Annotated in this window: 15 protein-coding genes and 4 tRNA genes; 1 reads left to right on the forward strand and 18 read right to left on the reverse strand. The window is 50.4% G+C overall.

Annotated features, from left to right (window positions below; all coding sequences use genetic code 11):
• Positions 1-95: 95 nt before the first annotated feature.
• From ACN0S4_RS02225 to ACN0S4_RS02255, 7 genes are all read right to left on the reverse strand, one after another.
• The gene (locus ACN0S4_RS02225; protein ID WP_417656096.1) at positions 96-1,217 is read right to left on the reverse strand and encodes a diguanylate cyclase domain-containing protein; all 1,122 of its coding nucleotides are present in this window, start codon (positions 1,215-1,217) and stop codon (positions 96-98) included.
• Positions 1,218-1,359: 142 nt separating this feature from the next.
• Positions 1,360-2,301: a tetratricopeptide repeat protein gene (locus tag ACN0S4_RS02230; protein ID WP_417656097.1), complete on the reverse strand. Its 942-nt coding sequence runs from the start codon at positions 2,299-2,301 to the stop codon at positions 1,360-1,362.
• A gap of 132 nt (positions 2,302-2,433) precedes the next feature.
• Positions 2,434-3,498 carry a tetratricopeptide repeat protein gene (locus ACN0S4_RS02235; protein ID WP_417656098.1) on the reverse strand — a complete coding sequence of 355 codons (1,065 nt, stop codon included), beginning with the start codon at positions 3,496-3,498 and terminating at the stop codon, positions 2,434-2,436.
• 77 nt (positions 3,499-3,575) lie between these two features.
• Positions 3,576-3,652: transfer RNA gene (locus ACN0S4_RS02240), tRNA-Pro, on the reverse strand.
• 33 nt (positions 3,653-3,685) lie between these two features.
• Positions 3,686-3,761 (reverse strand) — tRNA-His (locus tag ACN0S4_RS02245).
• Between the two features lie 69 nt (positions 3,762-3,830).
• Positions 3,831-3,907, reverse strand: a tRNA-Arg gene (locus tag ACN0S4_RS02250).
• Positions 3,908-3,924: 17 nt separating this feature from the next.
• Positions 3,925-4,001: transfer RNA gene (locus tag ACN0S4_RS02255), tRNA-Pro, on the reverse strand.
• Between the two features lie 269 nt (positions 4,002-4,270).
• On the opposite strand from ACN0S4_RS02255, the gene folD reads away from it, so the two are divergent.
• Positions 4,271-5,143 carry a bifunctional methylenetetrahydrofolate dehydrogenase/methenyltetrahydrofolate cyclohydrolase FolD gene (gene folD / locus ACN0S4_RS02260; protein WP_417656099.1) on the forward strand — a complete coding sequence of 291 codons (873 nt, stop codon included), beginning with the start codon at positions 4,271-4,273 and terminating at the stop codon, positions 5,141-5,143.
• Here the strand turns inward: folD and ACN0S4_RS02265 are convergent.
• The 11 genes from ACN0S4_RS02265 to topA form a co-directional block, all read right to left on the reverse strand.
• Positions 5,135-5,863, reverse strand: a complete 729-nt coding sequence (locus ACN0S4_RS02265; RefSeq protein WP_417656100.1) for a hypothetical protein — start codon at positions 5,861-5,863, stop codon at positions 5,135-5,137. The two genes, folD and ACN0S4_RS02265, sit on opposite strands and share 9 nt — an antisense overlap.
• On the reverse strand, positions 5,863-6,600 hold the full coding sequence (locus tag ACN0S4_RS02270) for a hypothetical protein (protein WP_417656101.1): 738 nt from the start codon (positions 6,598-6,600) through the stop codon (positions 5,863-5,865). The genes ACN0S4_RS02265 and ACN0S4_RS02270 overlap by 1 nt, the downstream gene beginning before the upstream one ends.
• Complete coding sequence (locus tag ACN0S4_RS02275) at positions 6,587-6,823, reverse strand: hypothetical protein (RefSeq protein WP_417656102.1); 237 nt, start codon at positions 6,821-6,823, stop codon at positions 6,587-6,589. Before ACN0S4_RS02275 ends, ACN0S4_RS02270 begins: the two co-directional genes overlap by 14 nt.
• 3 nt (positions 6,824-6,826) lie before the next feature.
• A complete protein-coding gene (locus tag ACN0S4_RS02280) occupies positions 6,827-7,267 on the reverse strand; it encodes a type II secretion system protein (RefSeq protein WP_417656103.1) in 441 nt (146 codons plus the stop codon).
• Positions 7,268-7,309: 42 nt separating this feature from the next.
• Complete coding sequence (locus tag ACN0S4_RS02285) at positions 7,310-8,329, reverse strand: type II secretion system F family protein (protein ID WP_417656104.1); 1,020 nt, start codon at positions 8,327-8,329, stop codon at positions 7,310-7,312.
• Positions 8,320-9,750, reverse strand: coding sequence for a GspE/PulE family protein (locus tag ACN0S4_RS02290; protein WP_417656105.1), 1,431 nt, complete (start codon positions 9,748-9,750; stop codon positions 8,320-8,322). The genes ACN0S4_RS02285 and ACN0S4_RS02290 overlap by 10 nt, the downstream gene beginning before the upstream one ends.
• Positions 9,737-10,204: a hypothetical protein gene (locus tag ACN0S4_RS02295; RefSeq protein ID WP_417656106.1), complete on the reverse strand. Its 468-nt coding sequence runs from the start codon at positions 10,202-10,204 to the stop codon at positions 9,737-9,739. The genes ACN0S4_RS02290 and ACN0S4_RS02295 overlap by 14 nt, the downstream gene beginning before the upstream one ends.
• On the reverse strand, positions 10,201-11,319 hold the full coding sequence (locus ACN0S4_RS02300; protein ID WP_417656107.1) for a hypothetical protein: 1,119 nt from the start codon (positions 11,317-11,319) through the stop codon (positions 10,201-10,203). Before ACN0S4_RS02300 ends, ACN0S4_RS02295 begins: the two co-directional genes overlap by 4 nt.
• A 71-nt stretch (positions 11,320-11,390) precedes the next feature.
• Complete coding sequence (locus ACN0S4_RS02305; protein ID WP_417656108.1) at positions 11,391-12,899, reverse strand: hypothetical protein; 1,509 nt, start codon at positions 12,897-12,899, stop codon at positions 11,391-11,393.
• Positions 12,896-13,309 (reverse strand): hypothetical protein, encoded by a 414-nt coding sequence (locus ACN0S4_RS02310; protein WP_417656109.1) that lies wholly within the window; start codon positions 13,307-13,309, stop codon positions 12,896-12,898. Before ACN0S4_RS02310 ends, ACN0S4_RS02305 begins: the two co-directional genes overlap by 4 nt.
• A gap of 108 nt (positions 13,310-13,417) precedes the next feature.
• Complete coding sequence (gene topA / locus ACN0S4_RS02315; protein ID WP_417656110.1) at positions 13,418-16,102, reverse strand: type I DNA topoisomerase; 2,685 nt, start codon at positions 16,100-16,102, stop codon at positions 13,418-13,420.
• Positions 16,103-16,177: the final 75 nt, after the last annotated feature.

Genomic DNA, 16,177 nt, shown 5'->3' on the forward strand with positions numbered 1-16,177 from the left:
TCGGCTTCACTTGTGGCCTGAGCCCACTACCATTCGGGGGCCCTTCAAAATGACGCAGCATTATAACGAAGCGACTGGGGGGAGTCGAGTATAAATTACACCGTGATGAGCGCGGAACAATCGCGTCCATGATGTTTGGCTTGATAGACAGCTTGGTCAACAATTCGTAATAAGCTATCGACATCGTCTTCCGTGCTAGGAATTAAACTGGCAATACCGATACTTACCGTCACCGGACGTTCAATTTCGCCGGCATCTTTGAGGGTACGAACACATTCTAAGATTTTCTTCGCGCGCTCCTGAGCTTCGCTCGGCACACACTGCGGCGACACCACAAAAAACTCGTCACCACCGTAGCGCGCAACCACTTCGCCGCTACGCTTAAAAACTTGACGAAACACCTTCGCGACAGCCTTCAACGCTTGATCGCCGGCAACATGGCCACTGACATCGTTAAACGACTTAAAGTGATCGACATCAATCATAAAAACCGTCAAGCGCTGCGCATTGCGCCGTGCCCGCTGCAATTCGTGCTGGAGAGATTCATCCAACCCGCGCCGATTCACTAAGCCAGTCAAACCATCCTCGCGCGCTAGCTGCGCCAAGCGTTGATTAGCGAGCCGTAACTCGGCTTCGGTTTTACGCAGTTTGGTCTCAGAGCGTTGGCGAGCAATGGTATTGGCAATTAAGTCCGCCACTAACCGCATTTGCCGCACATCAATGTCAGTCCAATGCACTTGTCGATTGACCAGGTCACAGCCAACGAAACCAAGCAATTGCCCTTCCAAAAACATTCCGACAGCCATCATCGAACGAATGTGTTCACGCGCTAGTTCTTCTTGAAAGCCAACAGCAGCAGGCGGCAGATCCGATAGCGTGCTCACGACCACTTGGCCTTGCTGCAACATCTGGTCAAAAAACCACGGCATGGCATCACGCGGGACATCTTGCAATTCGTCGATGTGTGCACTGATGTCGGAATTCACCCATTCGTGCGTATTCGACATCGTGCTGTAATCGTCATTGAAGAGGAACACATAACAACGATCTTTGCGGTCACCATGCCCCAAAGCCGCCAAAGCTTGCGAAATATGTTGTTCAGTTTTCTCGAACGGACAGTTGATCAGTTGGGCACTGATTTCAGAAATCAAAAGACCGAACGATTCATTCGAATCGCTCGGTCTGATTTGATTTTTCGGCGTGGTTTGACTACCCACGGAGTCCTGTTTACACGGCATCGACACTGATATTTACACGCTTTATAGTTATAGGGATACGCTCATAAATTAGCCGAAGTATACCGACCCCTGAATTACATTGTAAATATTTTATTGCTAATTGATGCGTCGTTTATCAATCTCAAAAGCCCGCTGCACCGGTTAGCGCACCGAGTGCTGTGGCAGCTGGACTATTACTATTCGCTGAATAAACCACGCTGCATTGCGCTGTGCCTTGACCACACACTTGTCCGCGAATATTAGACCCAGTCGAAACCCCATCGTAAACGCGCATATCGTCCAGTGTTGAAGCTAACTCACTAATATAACTCTCCATCGTTATACGAGTTCCAGACACACTAATGCGCTCAACGTTCTCGTATGGACTGGATTCAGATTGCAGCGCAGTTAATGTCTGTTCTTGAATTGCTTCCGATTCAACTAACGCAGCCAAGCGTTCACGGCTCTCTTTATAGTTGAATCGACTTAATCTATTAAACAAGATCACTGCACGATCCACATCAGCAGGAACACCAACTCCTGATGCAAGGAGTTGTGCTAACAGATACTGCGAAGGTTGGTGATTTTGCTTTGCTGCTCGTTCTAGCCAATCAACAACCTCTTGGTTTTCGCCGCCCTCAAGGTTGAGTTTGCGTACTGCTTGTTCGTACAGCGCAGACGGATGATCTTGACGCAATGCTCGTTGAAAGGCGTATTCTGCTTCTACTAAGTCGACCTCAACACTAATGCCCTTTTTCAACCAATTGGAATAGATATACCAAGCCCGCGGGTCATTATTACGCAATGCTCGCTTGAGATGCTGCCGCGCAAGGTCAAGGTTTTGTTCAATACCCTCACCATTGGCATATGCCAAAGCAACAATCACTTGCGCATCCGGACTGCCATTGAGAGAAAACTTAACGAGACGTTTCATATCCTCGCTACATTGCGCCGAACTACATTCAGTCTCAGCCCATTCATTTGTGTTCAGCACTTCTTGAGCAAATACGTTGGTGCTGAAGCTAATAACCAGTGCTAGCAACAGAGAAGTGCCGCAAGTTAGAAAGGTTTGAGTTTTCATCATCAATCGCTCTTTTTGTTGGATTCATAAAAACTATTGACAATTTTATAAACTAAATCAAGTTTTAAATCATTTTATAACAAAAAGTCGACTTCTCAGCCGACTTTTTCATTAACACTTGATTAAAAGGAATTATTACAGCGAAGGAGATGCTTTTCCTAACAGGGCTCCTAGCGCTGTCGTGCCAGCATTCCCACGGTCACCAGCGGTATAGATCACGTTACATTTTGAGACGCCTTGACCACAGACTTGCCCACGAATGTTTGTGCCTGTCGAGCTACCGTCGTAAAGATTCACACCACTTAACACATCAACCAATTCGCTCACGTATTCCTCTGTGGTGATTCGGGCTCCAGAAACCTCAATGACCTCAACATCATTTTCGTAACCAGATTTCGCATACAGATCGACTTCGATCATGGCTTCGGTATTTTGATTGGTCTCAAGGTCAGCCATGACTGCGTCATAGCGCAGACTGCTCTCGCGATAGTTCCAACGTTTGAGTTCAGCAAATAGCTTCGCAGCGCCAACCAAATCTTCTGCGGTACCTACCCCACCAGCTTTTAATTGCGCCAGCAAATATTTGGCCGGTAAATCATGACGCTGTGCGGCTCGCTCTAGCATCTCAACCGCTTTGCTATTATCGCCACCATCAAAATTGAGCTCACGAACGGCAAGTTCGTACAATGCTTGCGGCGAACCTCGACGCGCTGCGCGCTGCAATGCGTACTCGGCTTCAACTCGATCTTCTTCAAAGCCGCCAGCGCCTTGGCGCAACCACTGAGAGTAAATATACCAAGCTCGTGAGTCTTTCTGTTGTAGAGCGCGCTTCAAGAATTGTCGAGCTCGGTCCGGGTTGGTTGGTAGACCATCACCCGTTGCATAGGCAACGGCAGCGATGACTTGTGCGTCGCTACTGCCATTGAGGGCAAATTCCACCAACTCTTGCATATCTTCACTACAGGTTGCTGACGTGCAGTCGGACTCGACCACTTCAAAGGTTGGGATCTCGTCCTCTTCAAGGAGTTCAGGCGATGTCTTAATTTTTAAATATTGAGAGCCCCAATTGCTTGGCTGGAACTGCCCTGTTGGTGCTGTTATTTGACCTGGATTCACAGTTTCTTGAGCCAACGCCACAGGACTCGCAGCCAGACTAAAGAAACTAGCAAGCAATATAGGTTTGAGGGTCAACGTACGCATAACAAACTCCGGCGATTTACAGATGTGTAAATAACTATCGGTTAGTTTGTTAAAAAGATCAACAACTGCTGAAGAAATGGTCGGCGAGACTGGATTCGAACCAGCGACCCCTTGTACCCAAAACAAGTGCGCTACCAAGCTGCGCTACTCGCCGACAATCAATATGTGGGAAATTACTCGAGAAAAATGGGGTGGCTGATGGGGCTCGAACCCACGACCACCGGAATCACAATCCGGGGCTCTACCAACTGAGCTACAGCCACCACAACTTCGTGGTGAAGTTATTGCTATCAGACACTGCTCAACAGAACCTGATAATGCCAGGGCAAACATGGCGCACCCGGCAGGATTCGAACCTGCGACCCACGGCTTAGAAGGCCGTTGCTCTATCCAACTGAGCTACGGGCGCATAGCTACGCTCGAAAATGGTCGGCGAGACTGGATTCGAACCAGCGACCCCTTGTACCCAAAACAAGTGCGCTACCAAGCTGCGCTACTCGCCGACAATTCCGATAAACCCGTGCAGGACGCGGCCTGACAACGGGGGCGAATATTACCTGTCTCGCCCCACAGCGTCAAACATTTTTTTGTCGATAACGGCCAACTGCTGCTTTTTAAATCAATAAGGTGAACATGTCGAAAATCGCGACGCGAAGGTAGCATGGATTACGACTACACCAACTCGCAAAAACGTGCGAAAATATGCAGCCATCGAGAACGGTTCACTAGCCCGTTAGCCTATTTATTTGCACCTTAAAAGGAAAGTACGTTTATGACCGCTCAACGCATCGATGGCAAAGCTGTAGCCGCACAAGTTCGCACTCAAGTCAGAGAACGTGTTGCAGCTCGTCGACAAGCGGGACTGCGCGCGCCAGGTCTGGCGGTGGTTCTGGTCGGGTCTGATCCGGCTTCCCAAGTCTACGTGGGCAGTAAGCGTCGAGCTTGTGACGAAGTTGGTTTCGTGTCCAAAGCATTTGATTTGCCTGCCACAAGTACGCAAGCCGAACTTGAACAGCTGATCGACCAACTGAATGCGGATCCGGAAGTTGATGGTATCTTGGTGCAATTACCGCTCCCCCAAGGACTCGATGCACAGGCACTACTCGAGCGCATTCACCCTTTCAAAGATGTCGATGGCTTTCATCCATTCAATATGGGCCGTCTTGCCCAACGCAATCCAGCTCTGCGTCCGTGCACACCACGTGGGGTGATCACGCTGCTCGATTCTATTCAGCTTGATTTACATGGCAAAAACGCTGTGGTGGTCGGTGCGTCCAATATTGTCGGCCGGCCCATGGCATTGGAGTTACTGCTTGCTGGTGCAACGACTACTATTTGTCATCGATTCACAACGGACTTGCAAGCACACATTGAGCGCGCTGACGTACTCGTGGTAGCCGTCGGTAAGCCAAACTTTATCCCCGGCACGTGGGTTAAACCCGGTGCAGTCGTCATTGATGTCGGTATTAATCGGCTTGCTGATGGTACGCTCGTCGGTGACATTGAATTTGAACCCGCAGCCAGCCGCGCCTCATACATCACGCCCGTTCCTGGCGGCGTTGGGCCTATGACTGTGGCAACCTTGTTGCAAAACACGCTGCAAGCCTGTGATACTTGGCATGCACCTGCGCCGACCTCAGAATAAATCGCCCACCGGCGGTCCAACCAAGTCGCTCAGCATCGGTCCTCGGATACGATGGGTCAGTACCCAATAAGGCGTATCCGTAATCGCGGTTCGAGTACGACAAAATTGCTGAGCCGCACTGAACTGCCATTCTGACCAAACCGCGAGAACTTGCGCCGCCAGCGGCACTTGTAACGGAAAACACCACCACACTTCAATTTCAAGTTGTTGAGCGGCAAGCCAGTCTTGCTGTTCAGCTTGCTCGATGATCTGCGCGCGAGCGTTCAAATGATCGTTCGGAATGACCCAGCGCCATTCACCATGAATTTGACGTTGCTCACCAAATTGTTTGAACTGTGCCGGCGTTGCGTGTCGAATCTCAATTCGTCCAGCCACTTTCGCATGCAACTGCTGTTGAGCCGCAGCGACTAAATGTGCCTTCTGAAAATCTGCAGGTTTCAGTGATTTGTTCTCATCAAATTCCACATTAGCCAATGCTGTTGGATCAATGGTTGCCATCGCAGCAGCGAGAGTGCGCTCAATCGCCTGGCGCTCACCTTGATGCAAAATGCCAGCCCTTAACGCATAACTCGAACCCACAGCTAACGTTTGCCCAGCCCAAAATAGCCAAACTATTTGCACCCATAAACAGGCAAATAGGACTATCAGGGGCAACGCTAACAAGCTCTCTACCATCACCATGCCAGTCTGTCGGCCCAGTTGCATGGAGTTGATGAGCATCAACGACAACCGCCGCTCGCCACACACTGATCCCACAGTTGCTGTAATTGTTGTAATTGATTTCGCAGGGTGTAATAGCTGCCATCTAGGGTATTAAATGTCTGCGTACTAATGTGATCAGCGGTGAGCCAAGTACCAGTGAGGTTACGCACTACCAAACTGTCGGCTTGCAACTGGTCGACAGTGACATCAGTCGCCTCTATGATGCCAACGTGACGGATATCGTGTGCTGCAAAATCGAGATCCGTTTCAAGTTGATTGAGTACCGGAGCATCCACTCTCGGAACACGGTGTAAATAGCGCGCTGCATGAATGTCTGAAATCGGCTGCCAAATCATCAGGCTAACCGTGTGATGTTGCACCACAGACGGCGCCAGTTGAGTCTTTAACCATTGCGCTTCACTAACTGATGGTGCCTGAATTTGTAAAGTAAGCAGACGGCCACTGACGTTATTGGTTGAGTTGAAGGACCATGTACGTCCCCAAGGCGATTGAATCGTAGCGAGGTAGCCGTTGTCCTGTAACTGTTCGACTGAAGCAGGAGCTGCGCCTGTGTGATGCCAGTATTGGCGAGTCGCTTCCATCAATACTTCGGTATCCGCTATCCATTTGGCTTGCCCGCCTTGATCGGTTGGCGCTCGAGATAGCAATTGGCCGAACAGCAACAATGCTGAGCCAATCAACGCCAACGCAATAATCAATTCAAATAGAATATAGCCACCTCTAATTTTCATCATCGGCACCCTGCAAGATTTCCATCGCCCGGCTTTGCCGCACTAATCGTTGTTGCCACGCAACAACAACTGGACTGCCTTGCGCTTGGTTCATTGGCCGCTGCTCGACAAAATGATAATGCCACTGCAACGCTAATAGCATTGTGGTTGCAAACAAGCTCAGCACCGCAACAGCAATGAGCAACTCTGCGATAAGAAAGCCAAATTGCCGCGCTGAGCTTTTCATGATTTAACCTTGAAAGCGCAATGTGAGGGTTCCCGAGTCATACACAGCACTCAGTGCATGTTCATCAAAATCCCTTGCGACACGGGCTCCTTCGGCCTCTTGTCCGATGCCAGTCATTGCAATCACATAGCGAGATGGATCGGAACTGTCCGCCGTCACCGTAATATTTCCGCCCCACGGATTGAGGCCGACGCCATCGAGCCAATTTTCTGGGACGGCGGCGATACCTGACATGGACTCCAAAGTAATCCCTGTATACAAACCACTACTAGGTCGCCAGATCTGAGTGCCAAGTTGAATGGTCACAATCTGACTTTTTGCTTCATTAATTCGCGAATTACCTACGGCCCAATCCCGCGCAACCAATGAACCTATGGTTGCTAACGCAATAATGGATAGCACCGTTAAAACCTCTATAAACGTAAATCCCTTTTGCTTGTTCATCAAACACTCCTTGTTGTTTATCTGTCTGACTTTTCGATACTTTCATGACAGCGATTGTTGGGTAGTCACCATTAACATGGCTCCCATGCCACCCACCACGAGAACCAACAACACAAAAATCAATCCGTAACAGCAACTCAGCATCAACATCCGCAATCGCGTCAACGCCTGGATGGCATCATGAGTCGCGTAATCCGCCACCCGCTGCAATGTCGACAGTTCGTTATGACGACCACCATTACTGAGTCGAAATAACATCCGTGGTGACAACAGCTGCACATCGAACAAGTTGCCTAACCGTCGCTCTCCAGCCGCAAGCCGTTGCCGCATCAATGTCACTGCCTCGCATAGCGGGTGCTTCGGTACAGACTGCATCGCCCGCAAAGCTCGGTCCAAATTACCTCCAGCGCGCATTAACACACTCACGGTTTGCAATAGCAGCACCGCCTGAAAGTAGCGTTGAATCGCAAACGCGCCGACGCGTACCAGAGGCTGAGTCATAGTGTTCCGAAGTGAAATCCGTGATGGCAACCCCCAAGCAAACACCATCAATGCAATGAGTATCACCGTCAGCAGAATTAACCAGCCACCTTCGCTCAATTCAACCAACCACAGACTTAACAGTGGCCATTGCACATCCGGCACCGAACTCGCCAACTTAATGACCACATGCTGGCCGATGAACTTCACCGCGATCATCGCGACAACAACCATCACAGCCGGATAAGCCAGCGGTTTCCAAAAAGCTTGCTGTGCCGTTCTTCGCTGCAGCTCAAATCGTTTCAACTGTGTGATCAAGTTTTCAAGCACCCCGCTGCGCTCACCGACTGCAACCAACATGCACAGATCGGAATCGAAGTGAGACTGCATAGCAATAACCAAGGGTTGCCCTTGATTCAGCGCAGCGAGAAATTCACTCGCTACTTGTCGTTCCTGCCGAAGACGCTGCTGTGCCGCATTTTCAGCGATTTCCCTAACAATCTGGAGCGGACTCAAGCCATCGCTCAGTCCAACCGCAAAATCTTCTAGAAACGCAAGTTGCCGCTCGCGAGTTAAACGCATGATGTCTCCTCAGCGGACCGTTGATGCGATGCTAAGAGCGGTTTGGTTGAGGCGAGCGATGGCCATCCTCGAGTCACTAGAATCCGTTGGCATTCTGCTAAATTTTCATTACGAATAGCGGCGCGAAGAAAGTCATCCAGACTCAATAACTCCCCGCGCCAACGCCTGCCCGTTACTCCTGAACCAAGGCAACGTGTGCAAGTGATGTCCGATTTTTCTGCAGCTTCAGTCACTCTGCAGGAATTGCACGGAATGGGCTCCAAACGCTGAGCTAAAATCCCTTGCAAGACACCCGGTTGCGCGAGCATCGCACCGGACAATCCCAAATCCAGAAGTCGTTGTATGACCCCAAGACAATCGTGTGCATGCACCGTCGCTGACACTAAGTGACCGGTCAAAGCCGCGGTATAAGCAGCTTTAGCTGTTGCACTATCACGGATTTCACTAATCGAGATAACATCTGGGTCCTCTCGGAGTGCTACCTTAACCATGTTGGCAAAATTTAAATCTGGATGATCAGCGAGCACCGGCTTTTGTTCGATCCGCGGTTGAATAATCTCAATCGGGTCCTCTAATGAAATGACTTTATGAGCTGCAGGAATCACTAAATTCATTGCCGCCAAAGTCGTCGACTTCCCTTGCCCAGTTGGCCCAGCAATGAGTATCAAACCGTGCCCACTTCGAATCATCGCAGTCAGGCTGTCGACCATATCAACAGGCATGCCAAGTTCAGTCAGACTCAACATCGTTTGCTGTTCGTATTGCAAGCGCATCGTGACCGCAAACCCAGAGCGTGTGGGGGACTTCTGCACACGCAGTCGCAGCTGCTTGGGTTGGTCATCGTGTACCACGGTTAAACTGATGCTGGCACTTGATAGACGCTGCTCGTCAAAGAGTTCATGAAAATCATCTGAACGTGTGTTCAACGCCGCAGCAATTGCGGCCGCTAGCACTTCTCGACCACGCTCCACTCGGCTGACCAATCGCCCGTGTACACGAAACGCTAGAGTGGCCACGCTAGGCTGAAAAACTAAATGGATATCGGAAGCCCGTAACTGGATGGCCTGGACCACGAGGTCTTCAAGTGCTTGCTGCGCACGTGTCTGATCTAAGATGACCGCAGATTCTGATTGCTGCTTAAGCTTTCTGAGGTCATCCGCATCATGTAGCAAGTTTCGGATCACATGCTCCGTTTCGACCGAACGGTGTCGAAATCCGGCTTCTTGAAGCTCCATCAAGCACATCAAATTAACTAAGGTTTGTGGCTGGCTACCCCAAGCCGAGTTAGTGCTGATTAACCACCCCTCCTGAGTACACAATGCAAAGGCTGGTCGTTCTTGCTCTGCTAACGCCAAACAATAATCAAGCAGTTTCACATTCACTTGATGCGCCGCAAAGCCACCCTTGTCAGTTGCTTTCATGAGGCAACTCCAACTGATAGGTCGCTGTGCCGATAGAGACATTGACACGATTGTCATCGCGCTTGGCGAGCAGCCCCGAACTATTAGCAATACCATCCCAAACACGGACCACGCGTTCATTGACGCGCAAGAGATAGCGTAACTTCCCATGACGTTCGGTCCAGCCAATCAATGCGACCTGAGTCGTTTCTGGTTCTACAGCAGTTGTTTGCTCTGCTGACGAGGAGGGTTGTTGTAACTGACGTATCGCAGACTCTGCCTGTGCGACTTGTAGTTCATAGTGGAGTTGTTTCGCCCGAGAAGCGGCAGAACGCTCTTGTAACTCCTGCGTTCGCAGTTGCTTCAGAAGATCGGTTCCCGTTTCAACTTGCTGTGCATGCGCTGTTGTATGGCAGAGACATCCAGTGCCAACTAGAATTAGATATACGTAAACTCGCCAGGTGATGCTCATCATTCCGCCTCCTGCAGATGTCTCGGTAGCCAATAAAAACGCAATCTCATCGTCAGCTCCTGTCGCGCTTCGAACCAACGATACTCGAGTAATCGGCCTGGCAATGTCTGCAACGCTTGTCCAAACGTCCGATCTAAACCTGCCGCACTGGGTAACCATTCCAGTTTATATTCATGCCATTGCAGGGTATCCGCTGCTGGCGCACTCACTCGGTGCCATTGAATGTGTTCAGCCCACTCATTCAGGAGGGCTTCAAGGGCTTGACTGGCTTGCTGTTGATCACTAACGAGTTGTTGTGGCGTCATCATCGCTAAGTGCTCGAACCGTGTTCCTAAGCGAGTATTGGTACCATCGCCGCTAACCACCAGTTGTGTTTGCTGTTCCAGCTCGGACAGCGATCCATAGGTTTGCCGCATCACTATCGTCCAAGTTCCAGCGGCTAGGGTCGCCTCTTGAAATTGCCAACCTGCGATCAGATTCGCTTGATCCTGATAATTCAGCAGTTGCGAAAGGTCAGCGAGCGGAATCCCCTCAACCTCAAACAGCTGGGACTGAATGCGCGGTGCACTGATTTGAGGTTCCGGCCAGAACCACCACGACGTCCCAGCGGCAAGACCGATAACAACCACTAAACTCAACCCGAGTCTTCTTCGCCGTTGCCAAGGCAATGGCTCACTGAACGGACGCATCAATGCGCTGGTTACTGCCAATTTTCCTGAAGGTTTATTCAACCACTGAGCAGAACACGCAAAGTCTCTGACAAAATCACTGAGCGACGGAGCTGAGGGCACATCCAGTAACACATGTGCGTCACTGAACTCCCACTCGTCGGTCCATTCACGCAACCGTTCGCGAATCCAACCTAACTCCGTTTGCTGCTGACTTAGGGAAATACTCACGACGAGTTGATGCTGATACCAAATGACCACATGAATCTGGTGGGAATGTTCAGTAATGGCAATGACATGAGCACATTGGGGGTAGTGTAAGCGCAATTCATGGGCGTAATCATAGAGTCGTTGATGTGCACCCACTCGACTGCAACTAAGCCAATAGTAAGCGCCACTGCGAACCACCGAATAGTGTGTAAATTCCCATTGTTGAGCGCTTCGTAACATGGTTACGACTTCACGTCGCGAGGCACAACATTGACGCCAACAATTGGCTCTGGATTCTCTCGCAGCTGGAGTCATGGGTTCGCTCGCTCAACAATGCGTGGCGTCAGCAACACCAAAGTTTCTGAATGTCGTTGCTGCTGCGCGTGACCGCCACCGAGTAATGCACTCAGCCAACTCTTTTGTTCAAGCCACTGCTCTCGTTCATTTCGCAGCCCACTCAGCAATAACGTCTGGCCATTACGAATCAGCGCTTTCATAAAGAACTTTTTGCGCTTGGTATGGGGTGTTTGAATCAACTGCTGCCCGGAACGAACCTCATCAATGCGCTCCAAATCGGACAATTCAGTCGACAATTGCAGAATCACTTCATCGTCACCGATACTCGGCAATACATAGAGCTCAAAGCCAGTGGTCACCACGCCGGGTTCAAGTAACTCGGTAGTCCCCACATTTGCGGTTGCGGTGGAGCCTGCTGCAGCTAGATAAGTGGCATTGTCTTCAAGTAAGATTTTGGCGATCTGATTGTTCAATGACACCACCCGTGGGTGGTTATTCATACGCACCAAACCCTGCTGTTCCAGGGCCTCCAGAAACACCTTCGAGCCTGCTGCGCGCCCCTGTTGTTGTTGCCACGACAATTGCGCACCGTCTGCACCACCAATACCGCTGATTGCCGCAGAAGTAAGTCCCAACACGCCCTCCCCACCCGCGGTTTGCAATAGCGCTTGCCAGTCCACCGAGAATTGCTCTTCATCCGTGAAGGTCACATCCAAAATTTGGACCTCAATAGCGACTTGTCGGGTGAGTCGCTCATTTTGCTGCTCCAAGTAACGTTCGATCGAAGCGACATGATGTGGATAATCTCGGACCAGCACCGATGTCGAGCTTTGATTGATCGATAACTGCCCAGCTTCGGACAGCAGCAGTCGCAATGCACGGTCTAAGTCGGTCCAGACCGACAGTGCAGAGCTACTGAAATTGAGAAATTGTTCATTGGTCGAATTCAACGATTGCGCTTGTGAGTTGAGGGTACGTTGTGATGCGCCGCCTTGCTGTCCCTTATTGCCAAGGAAGAAATTGGTATCCCCCGTGAGAAAGGCAACATCAAATTCAGCAACCCGAAACTCACTGATCGCAATACCATCATCATCGATCTCTATGTGCCAACCGGTCGCGCGTTCGAGCGCTTGAATAAATGCACCGACAGTCCGCGTCGTTGGCGTCGACACCAAGGCATCCGCCAAACGTGGTGTAAGGAATTGATAGGAAAGCGCAACAGGTGTCATGACTTCGGCTAGGGCGACTTGCGCTGGCACATCATGAAAATTGCTGGACTGCGGCTGGCTAAACCAGCTCGGTTGGTCATCACGAACTGCCGCTAGGGGTGGCACATAAAACTGCTCAGACTCGGTGATTCGACTCGTCTCTACCGATGTCGAATCCCCACTTTGTTGTAACTGTTCCAGTTGCGCGAGCATGGCCTGATGCCGACGCTCATTGACGCGTTCGTTGCTATCACCGACCTGCGGAACAGCGCACCCAACCAGCAGACCACTGAATAAAGCGAGTGTATATCTCATAGCGCAGCACGCTGTGACTGCTGATAATCGATCACAGCGGTATGGTTTGCGTGCAGAGTAACCCGCAGTTGATAGGGTTCGAGCATTTGCTGCAATAGTTGTCGCCAGGATGTGCCACGCAGCAGATAGACAGTTGGCCACAAGTGATGCGTCGACGCTCGCCACTCAATCGCTTGCACGCCAAATTGCTCGCGCAAAAGTAAATCCAATTGCGGTTTTAACAGGCCATCGTGAAGCTGTAATGAGACATCGGTGTCTGCTGACGATGGGAGTGTCAGGGTTTGCTCAGTCACCGGCGACAAGTGAAGGTCAGCACTAATATCGAAATCAGCGCATTCTGTCGCTTGAGTGGACAATGGCATCCCTAAAACGAGGGCGCCACTACAGAAAAAAACACGAATGAAAGCCATCTCACACCTCCTTGTTGTTTTTAAACGTCACCGTCCTTGGCAACGAGTATTCACTGTAGTTGACCTAACAGTGAGCAACAAGCAGGCGTTCGCGCATCGTGTTGTAGTTTATTTCGTACCTTTCTTCTTGGTCCATTTAGCCGCTGACTTCTTGGTCTTTTTAGCGGCCGTTTTGGCGGCTTTTTTCACAGACCATTCGCCGTCCTTGTAAAAAGCTTGCCAGCCCGTTTGCTTGCCATCTTCCTCGGTCACTACATACTGCTCTTTGGTTTTACGACTGTAGCGAACGATAGCATCATGACCTTGATCATCTTGCGCTGGCGCAGCTGCCAAATAATGAAACTTCTCAGGAATTCGGTCTTTAAATTGCTGCAACTCTTTGACCTTTACAGCTCGCGTTTCGCGTGACCGCGGGAAAGTGTTGGCACTCATAAAGATACCGGACGCACCATCGCGCAGCACAAAATAGGCATCGCCACTTTCACAAGGTAGCTCTGGGAATGGCACTGGATCTTCTTTCGGTGGCGCCGGCTGACCGTTTCGCAACAACTTCCGCGTGTTTTTACACTCGCTGTTAGTACAGTCAAAGTACTTGCCAAAGCGACCCGTTTTCAACTGCATGTCGCTGCCACAACGGTCACACTCGAGCACCGGTCCATCATAACCTTTGATGCGGAATTCACCCTGCTCCACTAACTGTCCAGAACACTGCGGGTTATTACCACACACATGCAGTTTGCGACCTTGGTCAATCAGGTAACTGTCCATGGCGGTACCGCATTCTGGGCAACGCTTTTTCGCACGCAGCGCGTTCGTTTCAGCTTCGTCGTCATCGGTAACGCGAATGGCTTCTTCACCGGGTAATAAATTTAACGTTTGCGTACACCGCTCTTTGGGCGGCAACTCATAGCCGGAACAGCCTAGAAAAACTCCCGTTGATGCCGTCCGAATACCCATTTTACGACCACATTGTGGACAGTCGATATCGGTGAGCACCATTTGATTAGCGCGCATACCACCCTCTTCCGGAGGTAACTCTGCATCGGCTAACTTTTTACTAAATTCTGCGTAAAAGGCGTCCAGCGTCTCTTTCCAATTCCGTTTGCCCTCGGCAATATCATCCAACGCCTGTTCCATTTCGGCGGTGAAGTTGTAATTCAGTAGTCGCGAGAAATTTTCGACGAGGCGATCATTCACAATTTCGCCCATCTTCTCAGCATAAAAGCGGCGATTCTCTACCCGCACGTAACCACGGTCTTGAATGGTTGAAATAATCGAGGCGTAAGTCGATGGGCGACCAATACCGCGCTTCTCCAATTCTTTAACCAGTGACGCTTCGCTAAAACGTGCAGGCGGTTTGGTGAAGTGCTGCTGCGGATCCAAGGCCTGCAATGCCAAGGTTTCCCCTTTTTTAATGTCGGGCAAGCTCTTGTCTTCGTCGTTCTTAGAACCTGCTGGCGGTTGGACTTTGGTCCAGCCGGCGAAGCGCAAGACGCGACCGCGTGCTTTCAATTCGTATTCGCCTGCTGTGACAGTCAGTGTCGTCGCATCGTAGCGGGCTGGCGTCATCTGGCAGGCCACAAATTGGCGCCAAATCAGTTCATACAGGCGCTGTGCGTCACGCTCCATATCTTTCAAATGCTCAGATTTGACGGACACGGATGACGGCCGAATCGCCTCGTGCGCCTCTTGCGCATTCTGTTTCGAACCATAAAAATTCGGCTTTTCTGGCAAATAATCTTTGCCAAACTGTTTTTCAATAAAGCCACGAACGCTCTGCACAGCCTCTTGGCTCAGGTTGGTCGAGTCGGTACGCATATAGGTAATGTGACCAGCTTCATACAACCGTTGCGCCAACATCATGGTCTTCTTCACACCATAACCCAATCGGGTACTCGCTGCTTGTTGCAGGGTCGAAGTAATAAACGGAGCCGATGGACGGCTGCTGGTTGGTTTATCTTCACGATCGGTAACAATGTAGCGGGCATCCTTTAATGCGGCCACTGCGGCGTCGGCAGCGGCCTTGTCGCCTGCTTTAAATGCCTTATCTCGGAACTTCTGTACCTGCATGCGCAAATCGTGCTCACGCTGGCTTTGTAAATCTGCGTAAATATCCCAAAATTCCTCGGGAACGAACGCTTTGATTTCGCGTTCACGCTCCACCACTAAGCGCACCGCAACCGACTGCACGCGACCGGCTGATAATCCACGCGCGATTTTTTTCCACAACAAAGGCGAGACCATAAAGCCCACTACACGATCGAGGAACCGACGAGTTTGTTGCGCGTTCACGCGATGCGTATTCAATGCCGATGGGTGCGAGAAGGCCTCTTGAATGGCTTTCTTAGTAATTTCGTTAAAGACCACGCGCTGAAAACGTTGGTCATCACCACCGATGAGTTCGCGTAGATGCCAAGCAATGGCTTCTCCTTCGCGATCCAAATCCGTTGCTAGGTAGATGGTGTCGGCTTTACTGGCCAATTTCTGTAATTCTGCAACGACTTTTTCTTTACCCGGTAAAACCTCATACTGAGCTTGCCAACCATTATTCGGGTCGACGCCCATGCGGGCTACCAGCTTTTCAAAATCACGGCGCTTTTTATAGGCTTCTTTCTTTTCCGGCGACATCGCTCGCACTTCAGCCGCGGATTTTGCTTTGACTGAATCAGTGGTTCGGGTCGGCAAATCACGGACATGCCCAACACTCGACTTCACTACGAAATCGTTTCCTAAATATTTATTAATTGTCTTCGCCTTTGCCGGCGACTCGACAATAACCAGCGCTTTAGCCATGCGACTCTCTATGTATCAAATGATGTGGTTTACTTGCGGGTTCTTTTTTTAGATATATCTGTTCTCTAGTCACTT

The sequence above is a fragment of the Pseudidiomarina aestuarii genome (assembly GCF_048263735.1).
Taxonomy (GTDB): Bacteria; Pseudomonadota; Gammaproteobacteria; order Enterobacterales; family Alteromonadaceae; genus Pseudidiomarina; species Pseudidiomarina aestuarii_B.

Excerpts from the sequence above, each read along its gene's own strand:
- ACN0S4_RS02230 (WP_417656097.1), bottom strand. The coding sequence starts at position 2,301 with ATGATGAAAACTCAAACCTTTCTAACTTGCGGCACTTCTCTGTTGCTA.
- ACN0S4_RS02235 (WP_417656098.1), bottom strand. The coding sequence starts at position 3,498 with ATGCGTACGTTGACCCTCAAACCTATATTGCTTGCTAGTTTCTTTAGT.
- folD (WP_417656099.1), top strand. The coding sequence starts at position 4,271 with ATGACCGCTCAACGCATCGATGGCAAAGCTGTAGCCGCACAAGTTCGC.
- ACN0S4_RS02265 (WP_417656100.1), bottom strand. The coding sequence starts at position 5,863 with ATGCTCATCAACTCCATGCAACTGGGCCGACAGACTGGCATGGTGATG.
- ACN0S4_RS02270 (WP_417656101.1), bottom strand. The coding sequence starts at position 6,600 with ATGATGAAAATTAGAGGTGGCTATATTCTATTTGAATTGATTATTGCG.
- ACN0S4_RS02275 (WP_417656102.1), bottom strand. The coding sequence starts at position 6,823 with ATGAAAAGCTCAGCGCGGCAATTTGGCTTTCTTATCGCAGAGTTGCTC.
- ACN0S4_RS02280 (WP_417656103.1), bottom strand. The coding sequence starts at position 7,267 with ATGAACAAGCAAAAGGGATTTACGTTTATAGAGGTTTTAACGGTGCTA.
- ACN0S4_RS02285 (WP_417656104.1), bottom strand. The coding sequence starts at position 8,329 with ATGCGTTTAACTCGCGAGCGGCAACTTGCGTTTCTAGAAGATTTTGCG.
- ACN0S4_RS02290 (WP_417656105.1), bottom strand. The coding sequence starts at position 9,750 with ATGAAAGCAACTGACAAGGGTGGCTTTGCGGCGCATCAAGTGAATGTG.
- ACN0S4_RS02295 (WP_417656106.1), bottom strand. The coding sequence starts at position 10,204 with ATGATGAGCATCACCTGGCGAGTTTACGTATATCTAATTCTAGTTGGC.
- ACN0S4_RS02300 (WP_417656107.1), bottom strand. The coding sequence starts at position 11,319 with ATGTTACGAAGCGCTCAACAATGGGAATTTACACACTATTCGGTGGTT.
- ACN0S4_RS02305 (WP_417656108.1), bottom strand. The coding sequence starts at position 12,899 with ATGAGATATACACTCGCTTTATTCAGTGGTCTGCTGGTTGGGTGCGCT.
- ACN0S4_RS02310 (WP_417656109.1), bottom strand. The coding sequence starts at position 13,309 with ATGGCTTTCATTCGTGTTTTTTTCTGTAGTGGCGCCCTCGTTTTAGGG.
- topA (WP_417656110.1), bottom strand. The coding sequence starts at position 16,102 with ATGGCTAAAGCGCTGGTTATTGTCGAGTCGCCGGCAAAGGCGAAGACA.